We start from the raw sequence: 15,758 nt of genomic DNA on the forward strand, positions 1-15,758 counted from the left end.
CACCGACGGCGAGGAACTGCAAGCTCAGCCCTTCAGGGCTGAGAAGCTGACTTCAACTGACTGCCTGACGCGGAGATACCGATGACCCCTCAGCCGTTGTCCGAAGAGCAGATCGTCGCCCATCTGGCCGAGCTGCCAGGGTGGGAGCGTGAGGGGCAGGCCATAGCCCGGACGTTCAAGCATGCCTATCACGAGTGCGTACATCTGGCCATGTACGTCGCGGCCAAGGCTCGCGAAGTTGGCCACCACCCTGATGTTCACATCACCTGGCAGCGGATCCGATTCGTGATCACTACTCACGACGCCGGAAACCGCCTCACAGCCAAGGACTTCGAACTCGCCCGCCACATTGACGTGATCGCCGCCGGCCACGGCGCCGAAACGGTCTGAACTCACGATCGGAGCGAGGGCCTCGCATCCCCTCCCGCGCTGTCCTGTGCGCGCTTCGTGCAACGCCCCTCCAGCGCCGATCCGGTGCGCGCTTCGTGCAGAGGGGGAGCCGCTCAGCGAGTACGGACCGGCGTGAGGTGCCGCGTTACTGGTTGGCCGGCACGCGGCGGGCCACGCCGTAGAGCCACAACAGTGCCCGCTCGCCCTCGGATACGTCGCCGATGCGCCGCCAGGCGGTGAGGAACGTCTCGGAGATGACGTCGGCGGCGTCGTCGGGGCAGCCGGTACGGCGGGCGGCGTACTGGTGTATCGCCGGGTAGTGCGCGTCATAGATCGCCTCGAAGCGATCTCGCTGTGTCACAGAGTCCCCCAGTCGAAAAGGTGCCGGACACCTTGGTAGGTGTCCGGCACCTTTCGATGTGTTGCGGGGCACTATGCCAGCCCGTTCGGTCCGGTGGGCGGCTTCTGAGGGGGCCACCTCACCGGTCCACCGCGCTCAGGTTTTCGACCGCGCGTTCGCGATCTCCGCTCAGGTACGGAGCCCTAGCCGATCTTGCCCGAGCCCGCGTGCCGGGAGACGGACCTGTGCACCGCCGGGGCCGGTTCGATCGCGGTGTGCAGGGTGGGGGTCCAGCCCGCGTCCGTGCCGAAGTCGGGGTCGTGGGCGGCGTTGTAGGCGGCGACGAGGTCGAGGGGGGTGACGGGCCCGCCGACGCGGAGCACGTTCCCCCTGGCGGTGAGGGAGGTGCCGCCCCAGTTGTAGAGGAGGTTCGCCGGAGCCACGGCCCGGCTCAGCCGGAAGAAGTTGTTCTCGGCGAAGATCTGCGACTGTACGCCCACGCCGAGGGCGTACACGAAGGTCGAGGCGTCCGGGATCTCGTAGTAGTTGTTGTAGACGTGCACCTGGCCGAAGCGCACGCGGGGCAGCCGCTGGAGCGTGTTGTCGAAGTGGTTGTGGTGGACGGTGACCTTCAGCTTGCCCGCGTCGGTCGCCGGGTTGTTGGTCGAGCCGATCAGCATCGTCTTGTCATGGTCGGCGAACCGGTTCCAGGAGGCCGTCACGTAGTTGGAGCCGTTGGTGATGTCGAGTTGCCCGTCGTGAACCTGGTAGGGCCTGCCGAAGTACAGCGGCTGGCTCGAGTCCGGGTTGTCGCCGTCGGTGAAGGTGTTGTGGTCCACCCACACGTGCGTCGAGCCGGTCACCGAGATGTTGTCGTAGAGGGAGTTCCAGTTGCCCTCGTCGCCGTCGGTCGGGTCCCACTGCGGGAAGCAGTCGGCGGTGTCCTCGAAGTCGATGTTGCGGACGATGACGTTGTCCGCCTTGTCGATGTGCAGGTTGACGCCCCGGATGCGCGCGTCCTTGCCGAGGCCGACGATCGTGGTGTTCGAACCGACCTTGAGCTTGATGTCGGCGGTCTGCCTGGCGGCCGAGGCGGCCCGCGCGTTCTCCAGCAGGCCCGAGGGCTCGGTGTCCCTGCCCCACACCGCGGGGTCGTACGCGGCGAGGTAGGCCTCCAGCGTGTAGCCGCCGGTCGCGTAGTCCGCGCAGGTCCTGTCGGTGTCGATGGTGCCCTTCACATAAATGATCTTCGGTGAGGGCGCGGCGAGCGCGGCGGCCAGCTGGGCCCGGGTGGAAACGGTGTGCGTGTTCGACGCCGGCGCGGCGGCGCCGCCGGTGGTTCCGGTGCCCTCGGCGGCCCAGCCGTCGTTCGCGGGCAGGGTCTGGCGGCCCAGGTCCGCCTTCCGTCCGGCGGGCGAGGCGGTGGGGGTCTCCGAGACGGCGGCGGATGCGGCCGGGGCGGTGAGAACCGCCAGGGAGAGCAGGGCGGTGAGCGCGACGGCTCGTTTCATGGTGATTCCTCCACAGGTCAGGTGGGAGGGGAGGCTCCGTGAGAACCCTGAGAGCCTTCCGGAATGGCGAAGGCGGGCGCGCCCAGGTCAGGGGTGGGAGCGCCCGCCCCCGATGGTCAGGCTCAGCCGCCGTTACGCTGCTTGTACGACGCCTGGGCCTCCGTCAGCTTGGCCGCGAACGCGTCCAGGAAGTCCTTGGGGGACAGGGCACCCTGCAGGACCTTCTGGAACTCCGGCTCCATGTCGGTCTTGGTGATCGCGTTGAACTCCGGCAGGTGGTAGGGCATCTGCACGATCTTCGTCGCCGGGTCGTTGAGCACCTTGACCGCCGCGGCGATGTGCTGCAGCCCCGCGATCCACGGCTCGTCGTTGACGTCGGTGTTGGCCGGGAGCACGCCGGTCTGCTCCGACCAGTAGCTGTTCATCTCCTTGGAGGCGGCGAACTCCGCGAACTTGTACGCGGCGTCCTTCTTCTTGCCGGAGGCGAACACGCCGATGCCCGAGACCGGGTTGGACAGGATCGCCTGGACACCGCTGTCGGACTTGGGCACGGGCATGGCCGCCACGTTGCCCGCGCCGATCGTCTTGACGTGGTCCTGGTACGACCCCAGGTTGTGCTGCATGATCGCGATGTTGCCGCCGTCGAACTGGGCGACCATCTTCGTGTAGTCGTTGCTGATGTCGGCCTCGGGCGTGACCTTCTTGTACAGCCCGGCCAGCTTCGTGAGGGCCGCCACGTTCCTCGGGTCGTTGACCGTGGACCTCCCCGAGGCGTCGAAGACCTCGGTGATGCCGGACTGGCCGTACACCACCTCCAGCATCTGCGCGATCGAGCCCGCCCCGCCGCGGATGGTGAAGCCGTAGCGGTTCCTGGCGATGTCGGTCAGCTTTGTGGTGGCGGTGAAGAAGTCGTTCCAGGTCGTGGGCGTCTTGAGACCGGCCTCCTTGAACCAGTCGGTCCTGTACCAGAAAACACCCATATTTGTGGACATCGGAACCAGGTAGGTCTTGCCGTCGGGCACGGTGCCCTTGACCGTGCTCACGACCTGCTCGTTCAGCTTGCCGTTCAGCGCGCCACCGGAGATCCGGGCGTCCACCGGCTCCAGCGCCTTCTGCGCCACCAGGCTCGACAGCATCGCGGTGGAGACACCGCCCACGTCGGGCAGGCCGCCTCCGGCGATCGCGGTGTCATACTTCTGCTGCGTCTGGGCGATCGGGATGCCGACGTACTTCACCTCGATGGACGGGTTCGCCTTCTGGAACTCGGCGATGATGTGCTGCCACACCGGGGTACGTGCCGGGCCGCCGTTGTCGTCCCAGAAGGTGATCGTGGTCTTCCCGCCGGAGGACTCCGGCTCCTCCGCGCCGCACGCGGCAAGCCCGGTGCCGAGCGTCAAGGCCGTGGCCAGGATCGCCAGGCGCTTTGAGCGTGAAGTCATTGCTCTTCTACCTCTCTGTGTCGTGTCCCCCGACATTGCTTGACGGTATGAGTGCCGAACTCCGCCCGAGACACTCTGTCGTCCCGGGTCGGTTACATCGCGTGAGGTGTCGCCTCGCCCCTGGCCCGTCACCGGGCGACCTCCGCGGCGAGCGCCGCCGCGTCGCCGGGGCCCAGCCGCCCGTCCGCGACGACGGTGACGATCCTTCGCCGCAGGGTGCCCTCGATGAGCAGCGGCGTGTCCCAGGCGAGGGCGGGCCCGGCGCCCGGGTACTCCACGACCCGGACGAACCAGGGGTCGTCCCGCTGGACGAAGACCAGGGTCCAGTCCGCCGAGGCCATGGCCAGCCACGGGGCCGTCGACCCGTGCACCGCGTCCTCGCCCTCGGCGTCCGCCGTGAAGACCTGGCGGCCGGCGGCCGTCCCCGGCGCCCGCCAGAAGAAACCGCCGTACCCGGCTCCCGCGCGGCCCTTGGTGGCCGAACTCCTGACGGGCAGCGGCTCGCCGGTGAGGTTCGTCAGCGCGAACGACATGTCGAGCGCCCAGCAACCGCCCAGCTCCACCACCCGCACGCTCCGCGCCTCGCGGGCCGTCTCGACGCCGTCAGGCCCCTCCCAGGCCAGCGACTCCCCGAACCCGGAGGAGCCGCGCCAGGAGAATCCGAGATGCCGCTGCGTGCCGTGGTCGCCGAGCCAGGTGGGACCGGCGTCGCGGACGTAGGTGCGCCCGCCCCAGAAGTTGCCCCCGCCCAGGTCGGAGATCGCGATGCTCACTCCCAGGTGGTGTACGTGGTCTTCTGGCGCGACCTCGGTCACGGTCGTACCGCCGAGGGTGCGCACCGGGTGCAGGTACGGCCGGGGCGACGACGTCGGCGGCAGCTCCGGCGCCACGACGTACTCGGCGACCTGTCGCCCGTGCGCCACGAGCACCGGCCGCAAGGCGTCACCCCGGCCCGGAGGTGTCCGTCCCGCGGTGACTCCCTCCGTACGGCGGAGGCGCCCGCTCCAGGGCACCCGCAGTTCCGAGTAGAGCGCCAGCCGCTCCGCGCTCGACGCCGTCACCTCGGCGATCCTGGGCAGCACCCGGTGCTCCGCGCCGACCTCCTGGAACACGTCCGGTATGGCGGTGGGCTCGGGCGCCAGCCGGACCGCCTCCAGGACGCGCATGAAACCCCGGGTCCGCTCCAGCGGTACGAGCAGCTCCGCGCCGTCGCGGATGTGCGCGACGAGGTTCTCCAGCAGATCGGTCCTCGGGTGTACGGCCGAGGTCCCGTCGAACTCGACCCGGTCCTCGGTGTAGGTCAGCCTGATCCGTCCCTGCTCGCCGTGCACGATCAGGTACGGCTCGTGCCGCCGATCCGCGCAGAGCGAGACCGCGACGGTCACCACGGTCCCGTCGTCCATCCGCATCCGCACGGATGAGGTGTCGTCCGCCTCAATCGCGTTGGCCCGGTAGAGCTCGACCTCGACCTGTCCCACCTCCGCCCCGGAGATGGCCAGCGCGGTCGCGGTCGCGTGCGCGAGCGGGTTGGTGAGGGCGCCGTCCACCACGGGCACGCCGCCGACCTCGCGCCTGCCGGCCCACGGCACCCGGCTGTAGTAGGTGTAGGAGCGCTCCCACGCGCCCGCGGCACCGATCCCGACGACCCGGCCGATCGCTCCCTCGGCGACCATCCGCCGGATCGCGGGGATCGCCTCCGAGCCCAGGCTCTGGAACCCCACCTGGCAGGCGAGCCCGGTCTCGGCGACCACCGCGGCGATCCGCTCGTAGTCGGCGTAGGTCGCGGCGGGTGGCTTCTCCAGCAGCACGTGCGAGCCGGCGCGCAGTGCCCGCTCCGCCAGCTCCGCGTGGGTGTGGATGGGCGTGCACAGGATCGTCACCTCGGCGGAGGTACGCCCGATCAGCCCGGCCAGGTCGCCGGAGAACTCCACCCCGGCGGGCAGCTCGCCGGCCGGCCGCACGTCGCACACCCCGACCAGCTCGACCAGCCCGGCCTCGGTCAGCCGCCGCACGTTCGACAGGTGCCACCAGCCGTGCCCGTGCGCCCCGGCCAGCACCACGCGAACCGGTTCCATCAGGTCACCTCCATCGCAGTCCAAGGCCCCGGTGGTCTCCGGCGCGCAACTCGCCCTTCTCCACCGAGACCGGGTAGGGCTCTTCGATCAGGCCGAGCGCGGCGAAGGAGGCGTCCTCGACCTCCTCGGTCATGCACGGCAGCGGCAGGGCCAGGGCGAGCTGCCCGGAGATCTCCGGCAGCAGGTGCGGGTAGACGGGCACCCCGAACGTCCTGGCCAGCTCGGCGATCCTGAGCAGCGGGGTGATCCCGCCGACCCGCACCACGTTCGGCTGCAGGACGTCGCAGGCCCCGGCGAGGAGCAGGTCCCGGAAGTCGTAGACGGAGTAGGCGCTCTCTCCCACGGCGATCGGGACCTCGACGCAGGAGCGGAGCCGGGCCTGCCCGGTCACGTCGTCGGCGGGCAGCGGCTCCTCCACCCAGTGCAGTCCGTACTCCGCCAGGGCGGCGATCGCCCGCCGGGCCCGAGGCAGGTCCCAGCGCTGGTTGGCGTCCACCATGAGCAGCGTGTCCGGCCCGATCACCTCGCGGACCGCGGCGACCCGCGCCACGTCCTCGGCCAGCGAGTCGCGGCCCACCTTGACCTTGACCGCCGGGTGGCCCGCGGCCCGCCACCGCCCGGCCTGCGCGACGAGTTCCTCCATCGAGTAGTGCAGGTTCACGCCGCTGCCGTACACCGGCACGCTGTCACGGCGCCGCCCGAGCGTGTCGACCAGCCCCGCCTCGCCGCAGCGCAGGTCCCACAGTGCCAGGTCGACCCCGGCCATCGCGATCGTGGTGAGCCCGCCGCCGCCCGCCTCGCGCAGGTGCCGCCAGAGCCGGTCCCAGACGACCTCCGGGTGCGGCTCCAGGCCGACCACGGCCTCACCGATCTCGCCGTCCAGCAGGGCCCGTACCGCCCGGGCCCCGATCTGCGGGGTCCAGGAGAACCCGGTCCCGCTCCGTCCGTCGGCCAGCGTCAGCCGTACGACGACCACGTGGTTGGCGGGCACGTCGGCACCCCACGGCCGCGGCAGCGCCACGGTCCGCAGTGTCGTCTCCAGGGAGGTGATCACTGGCCGCGCGGTCATCGGCCGCTCACCGCCCGATCAGGGCCAGGCCGGACTTGATCAGCCCGGCGAGCTCCGCCACGTGCTCGGCGGAGGGATCGACCAGCGGCGGTCGTACCCCGCCGACATCCAGGCCGCGGTGCCGTACCCCGGCCTTGACCAGCGAGACCGCGTAACCGGGAACCCGGTCGCGGAGCCGGACCAGGGGGGCGTAGAACTCACTGATCAGCCGCTCGTCGCCGCCCAGATAGGCGGTGGCGATCTCGGGGGCGAAGCAGAAGACCGCGCTGGAGTACAGCTCCACCCCGATGCCGCGGTAGGCCGGCATGGTCAGCTCGGCCGTCGGCAGGCCGTTGAAGAACAGGAAGCCGGGCCGTTCCTCCCGCACCGCCAGCACCGTCCGCTGCATGCGGTCGATGTCGCCGACGCCGTCCTTGATCCCGATCACACCGGGGATCCGGGACAGCTCGACCGCCTGCTCGGGGGCCAGTACCACCGAGCCGCGCTGGTAGACGATCGTGGGCAGCACCCCGGCGACCGCCGAGACGTACGCCGAGTAGCCCTCGCGCGTACCGTTCACCAGGTAGGGCGGCATGAGCAGCAGCCCGTCGGCGCCCGCGTCCCTGGCCGCCCTGGCCTGGGCGAGCGCGGTGCCGATCGGCCCTCCCGCTCCCGCCAGCACCGGCACCCGGCCGTTCACGGTCTCGGCCGCGACCCGCACCGCCTCGGCGTGCTCCGCCTCCGAGAGCGCGGAGAACTCGCCGGTTCCGCAGGCCACGAAGACCCCGCCGGGACCGTGCTCCAGCCCGCGCCCCACATGCTCGGCCAGTACGTCACCGGCCACCGAGCCGTCGGCGCGGAACGGGGTGACGGGAAAGAACAGCACTCCGCTGAGGTTCATCACAGGGCTCCAATCTCGGTGCGCCAGCTCCGCTTCGCCTGCCAGCCGAGCAGTCGCCCGGCCTTGGCCGAGGAGAAGGCAGGCGTCGAGCCGGTCAGTTTCTCCGCGAGTCCCGCGGTCGCGGGGTTGACGCGGGGGAGGAGTTCGGCCAGCGGCTCGCGGGCCAGCGCGTCGGCCGCGCCCGCGAAGAACACCTCGCCGCTCGGCAGTTCGGGCAGCTTGTCCAGCAGGGTCAGCACCATGTCGGAGGCGTCACGGGCGTCGATGTAGTTGAACAGCGACGTCCCCGCGATCTCCGGCCGGTCCAGCCGTTCGGCGATCGTGTGCCCCGACTGGGTGGGCGCGCCCGCCCACTCCTCCGGGGCGACGACGAAGCAGGGCCGCACGGCCGCGAACCTCGCCCTCGAACTGCGCGCGAACGTGGCCATCACCTGCTCGGCGACCAGCTTGGACAGGCTGTAGGCGTTCCACGGCGCGACCGGATGGTCCTCGTCGAGCGGCAGGTAGGAGGGCACCCAGCGGTCCGTGCCGTACCCGATGACCGTGGGGCTGCTGGCGACCACGATCCGCTCGACCCCGACCCCGGCGGCCGCCTCGCAGACGTTGAACGCCAGCTGGGTGTTGACCCGGTAGGTGAAGGCGTCGGTCCTGCTGAACGGGGTGGCGATCGCGGCCAGGTGCACCACGGCGTCCGGCCGGAACCTGGCCATCACCTCGAAGGACTCACCCAGGTCCGTCAGGTCGGCGGGGAGCACCGTGGCGGCCGCCGAGGGGGTGCCCGGCGCGGTGTCCACGCCGATCACCTCGTGCCCGGCGTCGGCCAGCGCGGTGACCACGCTCCGGCCCAGCCGCCCGGCGCTCCCGGTGACGAGGGTTCGTGTCATTGGTCGCTCACCGTTCCTTAGTCGACAGGGGATTCGCCGCCAGGGGACTCATCCCTTCACCGCCCCGGCGGACATGCCCTGTACCAGGTAGCGCTGGATCACCGCGAAGACCAGCACCACCGGTACGGCGGCGACGACGCCGCCCGCGGCCAGGGCGCCGAAGTCCACGCTGAACTCGCCCAGGGTGTACGCGAGGCCGACGGGCACCGTGAACTTCTCCTGCTCGCTGACGAACATCAGCGCGAACAGGAAGTTGTTCCAGCTGTGGATGAAGGCGAACGAGCCGACCGCGACCAGGGCGGGACGCAGCAGCGGCAGCACCACGGCGAAGAAGCCGCGCAGCCGGCCGCAGCCGTCCACCCAGGCGGCCTGCTCCAGTTCCACCGGGACGTTCCTGATGAAGCCGCTGATCAGGATGAGGGAGAGCGGCAGCTGGAAGACCGTCTCGGCGATCACCAGGCTCCAGAGCGAGTTGACCAGGCCGAGGACCCGGAAGATCTCGAAGAGCGGGATCAGCATCATCGCGCCGGGGATGAACTGGGTGCAGAGCATCCCGACCATGAACAGCTTCCGGCCGCGGAACTCGTACCTGGCCAGGGCGTAGCCGCCGGCCAGCGCGACCACGGTCGTCATGACCAGGGAGGCGATGCCCACCATCAGGCTGTTCTTGAAGAAGACCGCGAAGCTCAGGTCGTTCCAGACCGTCGCGAAGTTGTCGAACGTGATCGGCCAGGGCAGCAGCGAGGTCGATCCCCTGGGCCGGAACGCGAAGACCAGCATCCAGTAGAAGGGGACCAGTGTGAACAGCAGGTAGAGCCCGAGGGGGACCCAGATCTCCCACCGGCCGGCCTTCCCCTTCTCCTTGCGGCCGGTACGCGGCGCGAGCGCGGACGGGGCCAGGCGCGGCCGTTCGGCCGTCTGGAGTGTCATGACTTCGCTCCGAACCTGCTCAGCCGCAGGTAGGCGATCGAGAAGAAGGTCAGGATCAGGAAGGCGGCGGTGGTCAGCGCCGAGCCGTACCCGAAGTCGTGGGACTGCACGGCCTTGGCCGCCACGTACAGCGGCAGTGTGGTGGTCGCGTGCGCCGGGCCGCCGCCGGTCAGCGTGTAGAGCAGGTCGACGTTGTTGAACTCCCACACGCAGCGCAGCAGCGTGGACAGGATGATCGCGTCCTTGAGGTGCGGCAGCGTGATGTGGACGAACCGCCGCACCCGCGAGGCGCCGTCCACCGAGGCCGCCTCGTAGAGCTCTTTGGAGATGCTCTGCAGGTCGGCCAGGAGCAGGATCGCGAAGAACGGCACCCCGCGCCAGAGCTCGGCGAGCACGGCCGCCCAGAAGACGGTGTCGGGGTTGGCCAGCGGCGCGGCGCCGTACTGCATGAGGCCGAGGTCGGCGAGGTAGCGGGAGACGCCGGTCGTCGGGTTGTAGAGCAGGATCCAGATGCCGGTGGTCAGCACCCCGGAGACCGCCCACGGGGAGAACACGGTCGCCCGGGCCAGGCCGCGGCCGACGAAGGTCTCGTTCACGATCAGCGCCAGGACCAGCCCGAACACCAGTTGCAGGAACACCTCGACGCCGACCCACTTGAGGCTGAAGCCGAGGCTCTGCCAGAACAGCGGGTCCTCGAACAGCAGCCTGCGGAAGTTGTCGAGGCCGGCGAAGCCGTTGTCCCAGGGTTTGGTGACGTTGTAGGTCTGCAGGCTGTAGTAGACGACGCTGGCCATCGGGTAGACGAGGAAGCCGAGCATCGCGATCACCGCGGGGGCGATCAGCAGGTAGGGGGTCCTGGCCGCGCGGCCCAGGCGGCGGCGTATCCGGGGATTCGCCGTGGTGATTGCCATCGCCGGCAACTCCTTCCGAGTCGGCGTCAGGGGCTGCAACCGGTTGCATGAAACATGGCGGACATGTCCCAGCAACGTCAAGGGCCCAATTTTGTAAATCACCGCTTATCTGCGGATTTTTCGTTATTTGCAACTTTCATGGCCCCGCGTGCCCTGCTGCGGGGCTCGATCCCGGTCCGGTTCCGGCGTTGACAGTTACGCAACCGCTTGCACTAATGTGCTCAAGGGGCGGTGAAGGGCCATGACGGAGGAGTGCGGTGGCAGCGACGATCAGAGATGTGGCGCGGGCGTCGGGAGTGCACGTCTCGACGGTGTCCCGCACTTTCTCGGCGCCGCACCTGGTGAACGCCGAGACCCGCAACCGCGTGCTCGCCGTCGCCGAGGACCTCGGCTACCGGCCCAACCGCGCCGCGCGGGCACTCACCACCGGCAGGACCCACAACATCGGCCTCATCGTCGCAGACATCTCCAACCCGTTCTTCCCGCCGCTGATCAAGGCCGCCCAGGCGCAGGCCAGAGCCCGCGACTACCACGTGTTCGTCGCCGACACCGATGAGGATCCGCAGGTCGAGGAGGAGCTGATCCAGACCCTCGCCAAGCAGGTGGACGGGGTCCTGCTCTGCAGCCCGCGGCTCTCCAACCGGGTCATAGAGCGTCTCCACGCCGAGGTGCCGTTCGTGGTGGTCAACCGGAGGGTGAAGGGCATGCCGACGATACTGATGGACGTGGGCCAGGGCGCCCGTCTCGCCATCGAGCACCTGACCGGGCTCGGCCACCGCAGGATCGCCCTGCTGTCCGGGCCGAGCGGCTCGTGGACCAGCGGTGAGATGCGTGCCGCGGCGACCGCGATGGACGGCGTCGAGCTGGTGATCCTCGGCCCGAACGCGCCCACCGAGCAGGGCGGCCTCGCCGTCGCCGAGGAGGTGATCGCCTCGGGCGTGACCGGCGTGCTCGCCTACAACGACCTGGTGGCCATCGGGCTCATCGAGGGGCTGTACGAACGGGGCGTGCGCGTCCCCGATGACATCAGCGTGGTCGGCGTCGACGACATAGTGGCCGGGCGGCTGAACCGGCCCAAGCTGACCAGCGTGGCCATGCCCACGGCCGCCGCCGGGCGGATGGCGGTGGACCTGCTGCTGCAGTCCTTCGACGAGGGCGCCACCCCCACCCTGGCGACTCTCGACACCCACCTGGTCGTCCGCGAATCCACCGACCGTGCCGCGCTTTTCCCCCGGGGCTGAGGCCCCGGGTCTCCACGCTGGAGGTTTTGATGAACTTCGGAATCACCCCGACGGGGGAGCACGTCGAGCGGCACGTGCTGTCGAACGGGCCGATGCGCGCCTCGATCCTCAGCTACGGGGCGATTCTGCAGTCGCTGGAGGTCCACGGCGTCGACGTGGTCCTCGGCTACACCGGTCTCGACGACTACCTGACGCGCAGCCGCTACTTCGGCGCCGTGGTCGGCCGGTACGGAAACCGCATCGCGAACGGGCGCTTCACCCTCGACGGCCGTGACCACGAACTGCCGGTCAACAACGACCCCAACAGCCTGCACGGCGGCCCCGGCGGCTTCGCCAACCGGGTGTGGCGGGTGACCGAGGTCTCCACCTCGGCCATCACGCTGGAATATGTCAGCCTCAACGGCGAGGAGGGCTATCCGGGCATGCTGACCGTCTCGCTCACCTACACGCTGACCGAGGACGCGCTAAGGCTGGACTACCGCGCGTTCACCGACGCGCCGACGGTGCTGAACCTGACCAACCACTCCTACTTCAACCTCGCCGGGGGCGGCGACATCCTCAAGCACGTGATCCGGATCGACGCCGACCGCTATCTCCCCGTCGACTCCACCAAGATTCCGACCGGTGAGCTGGCCCCGGTGGCGGGCACCCCGTTCGACTTCACGACCCCGCGGGAGATCGGCGACAGGATCGACGATCCGCTGCTGGGGGGCGGCTACGACCACTGCTACGTGCTGCGCGGCGGCATCGAGGTCGGCGAACCGGTCAGCGGGCGCGTCATGGAGGTCTCCACCACCGAGCCCGGCGTGCAGTTCTACTCCGGCAACATGCTGGACGGCATCGCCACCGCGTACGGCAGGCACGCCGGCCTCTGCCTGGAGACCCAGCACTTCCCCGACTCGCCCAACCAGGACCACTTCCCCTCCACGGTCCTGCGCCCCGGCGAGGAGTTCACCTCCACCACGACCTACCGCTTCCGCTGAGTCTCCCACCCCCTGGAGGGCGGGACGAGGGCTCAGGCCTTTGCCGCGGCGCTCTCGCCGGTGAACGCGGCCACGGCGCCCAGGCCGAGGTAGACCAGGCCGCTGGTGACGTCGAGGCGGCGGCGGGCGCGGGCCGAGCGGCGCAGGCGACCGGCCATGGCCGAGGAGAGCAGGGCGTAGGCGCCGTCACTGGCCATGCCGAGGGCGATCCAGATCAGGCCGAGGAGCACGATCTGCGGGGCGATCGGGCCGGCGGCCGGATCGGTGAACTGGGGGAGGAAGGCGAGGAAGAAGATCGCGGTCTTCGGGTTGAGCACGTTGATCACGAAGCCCTCCCAGAAGATCCTGCTTCTCGTCGCGACCGGCGGCTCGGCCACCCCGTCCGGGTCGGGACGGGTCATCAGCTTGCGGACGCCCAGCCAGACCAGGTAGGCCGCGCCCAGATACTTGACCACCGCGAACGCGGTCGCCGAGGCGGCCAGCAGGGCGCTGATGCCCAGGGCCGCGGCGGCCACATGGACCAGGGAACCGAGGTGGATCCCCAGCACCGACACCAGCCCGGCGCTCCGGCCCTGGGCGACGCTGCGGGTCACGATATAGAGCACCGCGGGCCCCGGCACGAGCAGCAGGGCGAGGGTGGCCGCCACAAAGAGGGAGACCATTGTCAGATCGGGCATGTCGAGATCCTAGGCTCGCCCGATGCCCGGTGGCCAACGGGTTTCCGCCGGGTGCCGATGCTGCGGAGCCGGGCCCCCATCAGGTCGTTTTCCCTACGGGCGGGTCACCGAGGTCAGGGTGGCCAGCAGGGCGGCGGTGGCCGGCGGGTCGGGGGGCTCGCCGTAGGTGGCGGCGTAGACGCGGCGGGTCGAGCCGGGCAGTTCGATCACGGTGACCCCCGGGTGCCGATGGGCCTGCAGGGCGAGCCTCGGCAGGGCGGTCACCCCGATCCCGGCGGCGACCAGGGCCTGGACCGCGACGGCGTCGTCGGTCGTGAAGGCGATCTCCGGCTCGAAGCCCGCCCTGGCGCACAGTTCCAGCAGGTGGCTGCGGCACCGGTCGCAGCCGCCGATCCACCGGGAGTCGCGGTGCGAGGCCAGATCGCCACTGCCGTCGCTCTGGCCGGAGGTGACCAGGTAGCTGGTGTCGTCCAGCAGGTGCAGCAGGCGGATCCCGTCCTCCTCGGGGTCGGTGCCTTCGAAGCGGAAGATGACCGCCACGTCCACGTAGCCCGCCCGGAGCATGCGCAGCGCGTCAGGAGGTTCGGTCTCGGTCAGTCGCAGCTCCAGGCCGGGGTGCTCCCTGGCGAGGGCGGCGGCGGCCTGCGGCACGAACGTGCCCAGGGCGGAGGGGAAGGCGGCCAGCCTGACCCGCCCGGCGCGCAGGCCCACGTGCGCCGACAACTCGGCGGCCGCGGAGTCGAGGCGGCCGATGATCTCGGTGGCCCGTTCGGCCAGCAGACGGCCCGCCTCGGTCAGCCGGATGCCCCGGCCGACCCGCTGGATCAGCTTGGCCCCGGTCTCGGCTTCGAGCTTCGCGAGGTGGTGGCTGACCGAGGGCTGGGAGTAGTGCAGTTCCCTGGCCGCCGCGGTCACCGAGCCGTGCCGGGCCACCGCGGCGAGGACACGAAGCCGCACGATATCGAGCATGTATTAACTTTATCGATGAATGAACGGGAAAATGGGCATTAGACGTTATGTATCCCCCGAGCGCATCCTGGGGCCATGAAGACGTTGACGCGCACCCGTCCGGGCCTGGCCGAGATCGTCGAGGGGGTCAGGGCACTCGTCGATCCGTCCGCCGACCCCCGGGCGACCGCCTTCGCGGTGGCCGACCTGCTGCGTGAACGGCTGCCGTCGCCCGAGATCCTCACCGAGGAGGAGCGTCTCGGCGACCCCGACGGCTACGTCGGCCACACCCTCCACGCCGAGGAGAGCTTCTCGATCGTGGCCGTGGTCTGGCGGCCCGGTCAGCAGACCGCGATCCACGACCACATCGCCTGGTGCGTGTTCGGCGTGCTGCGAGGTGTCGAGTACGAGACCCTCTACCGCGACCACGGCGACCACCTGACCGAGATCGGCAGGACCGCCAACCGGACCGGAGAGGTCAGCGGCTTCGCCCCGCCCGGCGACATCCACCGCGTGCACAACACGGGGGACGAGACGGCCATCTCGCTGCACATCTACGGGGCCGACCTCAGCGCCGCCCCCACCAGCGTGCGGCGCGTCTACGACCTGCCCGTTCGCTGAACCACGCCGGGAGCAGGTCCGCGATCGTGACTCCGTCGAGCGGGCGCCCCCGCCCTGATCGTACGTTCGTCGCGAGGCCGGTCCGGCGAGAGCCGTCAAAGTGTCGCCTACTTCCCGATCTCGGGCTTCCTGTCGGTGTTCAGGCTCTCCCTGATGGCCTCCAGGCGGGCCGCGCCCTCGACGTCGATGGCGGCGCGCTCGACCTCGATCATGCGGGCCTCGACGGAGCCTGAGGTCAGCTCGGCCTCGCCGAGTGCGCGGGCGTAGCGCTTCTCGATCTTGTCGCGGACCTGGTCCAGGGTGGGCGTCTCACCGGCGGGGGTGAGCCCGGACAGATCGCCCATGGCCTTGTTGAGCTCCTCCTGGACCTTGGCCTGGTCGAGCTGGGAGAGCAGCCGCATCCGCTCGGCGATCTTCTTCTGCAGGGCCATCGCGTTGTTCTCGACCGCGGCGCGCGCCTGGGCGGAGAACTGCCTGGCCCGCTCGTAGGTCAGCTGCGACTCCTGCTGCGCGGCCTCGGCCGCCACCAGGCGGGAGGCGAAGGCGCGGGCCGAGTCCTCGTATGACAGGGCCTTGCGCTCGTCGCCCGCGGCCCGCGCCTGTTCGGCCAGCAGGAGGGCCTGGCGGGCGTTGGCCTGGAGCTTCCCGGTCTCCTCCATCGAGCGGGCGAGCTTCATCTCCATCTCGCGCTCGTTGCCGATGACCGCGGCGGCCTGCTGGCTCAGCCGCTGGTGCTGCTCCTTGGCCTCCGCGATGGCCTGCTCGATCTGGACGCGGGGGTCGGACAGCTCGTCCAGCCGTCCGGAGAGGGCGAAGACCAGGTAACGCCAGGCCCTACGGATGACCTTGAACATGGGGG

The 15,758-nt window shown here is 70.1% G+C and carries 16 protein-coding genes; 4 read left to right on the forward strand and 12 right to left on the reverse strand.

Going from position 1 to position 15,758, the window contains the following annotated elements; translation table 11 throughout:
- The first annotated feature begins 81 nt into the window (after positions 1–81).
- Complete coding sequence (locus tag ABT061_RS22675) at positions 82–390, forward strand: 4a-hydroxytetrahydrobiopterin dehydratase (protein WP_350921042.1); 309 nt, start codon at positions 82–84, stop codon at positions 388–390.
- Between the two features lie 145 nt (positions 391–535).
- Here the strand turns inward: ABT061_RS22675 and ABT061_RS22680 are convergent, their stop codons facing one another.
- The 9 genes from ABT061_RS22680 to ABT061_RS22720 form a co-directional block, all read right to left on the reverse strand.
- On the reverse strand, positions 536–751 hold the full coding sequence (locus tag ABT061_RS22680; protein WP_350921045.1) for an RNA polymerase sigma factor: 216 nt from the start codon (positions 749–751) through the stop codon (positions 536–538).
- A 182-nt stretch (positions 752–933) separates the two neighbouring features.
- Positions 934–2,241, reverse strand: coding sequence for a pectate lyase family protein (locus tag ABT061_RS22685; protein ID WP_350921048.1), 1,308 nt, complete (start codon positions 2,239–2,241; stop codon positions 934–936).
- A 122-nt stretch (positions 2,242–2,363) separates the two neighbouring features.
- Positions 2,364–3,680 carry an ABC transporter substrate-binding protein gene (locus tag ABT061_RS22690; protein WP_350921050.1) on the reverse strand — a complete coding sequence of 439 codons (1,317 nt, stop codon included), beginning with the start codon at positions 3,678–3,680 and terminating at the stop codon, positions 2,364–2,366.
- A gap of 128 nt (positions 3,681–3,808) precedes the next feature.
- Positions 3,809–5,755, reverse strand: coding sequence for a DUF6807 family protein (locus ABT061_RS22695; RefSeq protein WP_350921052.1), 1,947 nt, complete (start codon positions 5,753–5,755; stop codon positions 3,809–3,811).
- Positions 5,756–5,759: 4 nt separating this feature from the next.
- Complete coding sequence (locus tag ABT061_RS22700; protein WP_350921054.1) at positions 5,760–6,824, reverse strand: mandelate racemase/muconate lactonizing enzyme family protein; 1,065 nt, start codon at positions 6,822–6,824, stop codon at positions 5,760–5,762.
- Positions 6,825–6,831: 7 nt separating this feature from the next.
- Positions 6,832–7,704 (reverse strand): 5-dehydro-4-deoxyglucarate dehydratase, encoded by an 873-nt coding sequence (locus ABT061_RS22705; RefSeq protein ID WP_350921056.1) that lies wholly within the window; start codon positions 7,702–7,704, stop codon positions 6,832–6,834.
- Positions 7,704–8,588: an NAD-dependent epimerase/dehydratase family protein gene (locus ABT061_RS22710; RefSeq protein WP_350921059.1), complete on the reverse strand. Its 885-nt coding sequence runs from the start codon at positions 8,586–8,588 to the stop codon at positions 7,704–7,706. The genes ABT061_RS22705 and ABT061_RS22710 overlap by 1 nt, the downstream gene beginning before the upstream one ends.
- A 48-nt stretch (positions 8,589–8,636) precedes the next feature.
- Positions 8,637–9,518, reverse strand: coding sequence for a carbohydrate ABC transporter permease (locus ABT061_RS22715; protein WP_350921061.1), 882 nt, complete (start codon positions 9,516–9,518; stop codon positions 8,637–8,639).
- Positions 9,515–10,429 carry a carbohydrate ABC transporter permease gene (locus ABT061_RS22720; RefSeq protein ID WP_350921063.1) on the reverse strand — a complete coding sequence of 305 codons (915 nt, stop codon included), beginning with the start codon at positions 10,427–10,429 and terminating at the stop codon, positions 9,515–9,517. The genes ABT061_RS22715 and ABT061_RS22720 overlap by 4 nt, the downstream gene beginning before the upstream one ends.
- 257 nt (positions 10,430–10,686) lie before the next feature.
- Here ABT061_RS22720 and ABT061_RS22725 point away from each other — a divergent pair, with 257 nt between their 5' ends.
- Together ABT061_RS22725 and ABT061_RS22730 are read left to right on the forward strand one after the other, a co-directional pair.
- Complete coding sequence (locus ABT061_RS22725) at positions 10,687–11,670, forward strand: LacI family DNA-binding transcriptional regulator (RefSeq protein ID WP_350921066.1); 984 nt, start codon at positions 10,687–10,689, stop codon at positions 11,668–11,670.
- A 29-nt stretch (positions 11,671–11,699) separates the two neighbouring features.
- Complete coding sequence (locus ABT061_RS22730) at positions 11,700–12,653, forward strand: aldose epimerase family protein (RefSeq protein ID WP_350921068.1); 954 nt, start codon at positions 11,700–11,702, stop codon at positions 12,651–12,653.
- Between the two features lie 32 nt (positions 12,654–12,685).
- Here the strand turns inward: ABT061_RS22730 and ABT061_RS22735 are convergent, their stop codons facing one another.
- A complete protein-coding gene (locus tag ABT061_RS22735; protein WP_350921071.1) occupies positions 12,686–13,330 on the reverse strand; it encodes a LysE family translocator in 645 nt (214 codons plus the stop codon).
- 93 nt (positions 13,331–13,423) lie between these two features.
- Positions 13,424–14,299: a LysR family transcriptional regulator gene (locus ABT061_RS22740; RefSeq protein ID WP_350921080.1), complete on the reverse strand. Its 876-nt coding sequence runs from the start codon at positions 14,297–14,299 to the stop codon at positions 13,424–13,426.
- A gap of 75 nt (positions 14,300–14,374) precedes the next feature.
- Here ABT061_RS22740 and ABT061_RS22745 point away from each other — a divergent pair, with 75 nt between their 5' ends.
- Positions 14,375–14,899 (forward strand): cysteine dioxygenase family protein, encoded by a 525-nt coding sequence (locus ABT061_RS22745; RefSeq protein ID WP_350921082.1) that lies wholly within the window; start codon positions 14,375–14,377, stop codon positions 14,897–14,899.
- 107 nt (positions 14,900–15,006) lie between these two features.
- Here ABT061_RS22745 and ABT061_RS22750 read toward each other — a convergent pair whose 3' ends face one another.
- Positions 15,007–15,753, reverse strand: a complete 747-nt coding sequence (locus ABT061_RS22750) for a PspA/IM30 family protein (protein ID WP_350921084.1) — start codon at positions 15,751–15,753, stop codon at positions 15,007–15,009.
- Positions 15,754–15,758 lie beyond the last annotated feature (5 nt).

The sequence above is a fragment of the Streptosporangium sp. NPDC002544 genome (assembly GCF_040295965.1).
GTDB lineage: Bacteria > Actinomycetota > Actinomycetes > Streptosporangiales > Streptosporangiaceae > Streptosporangium.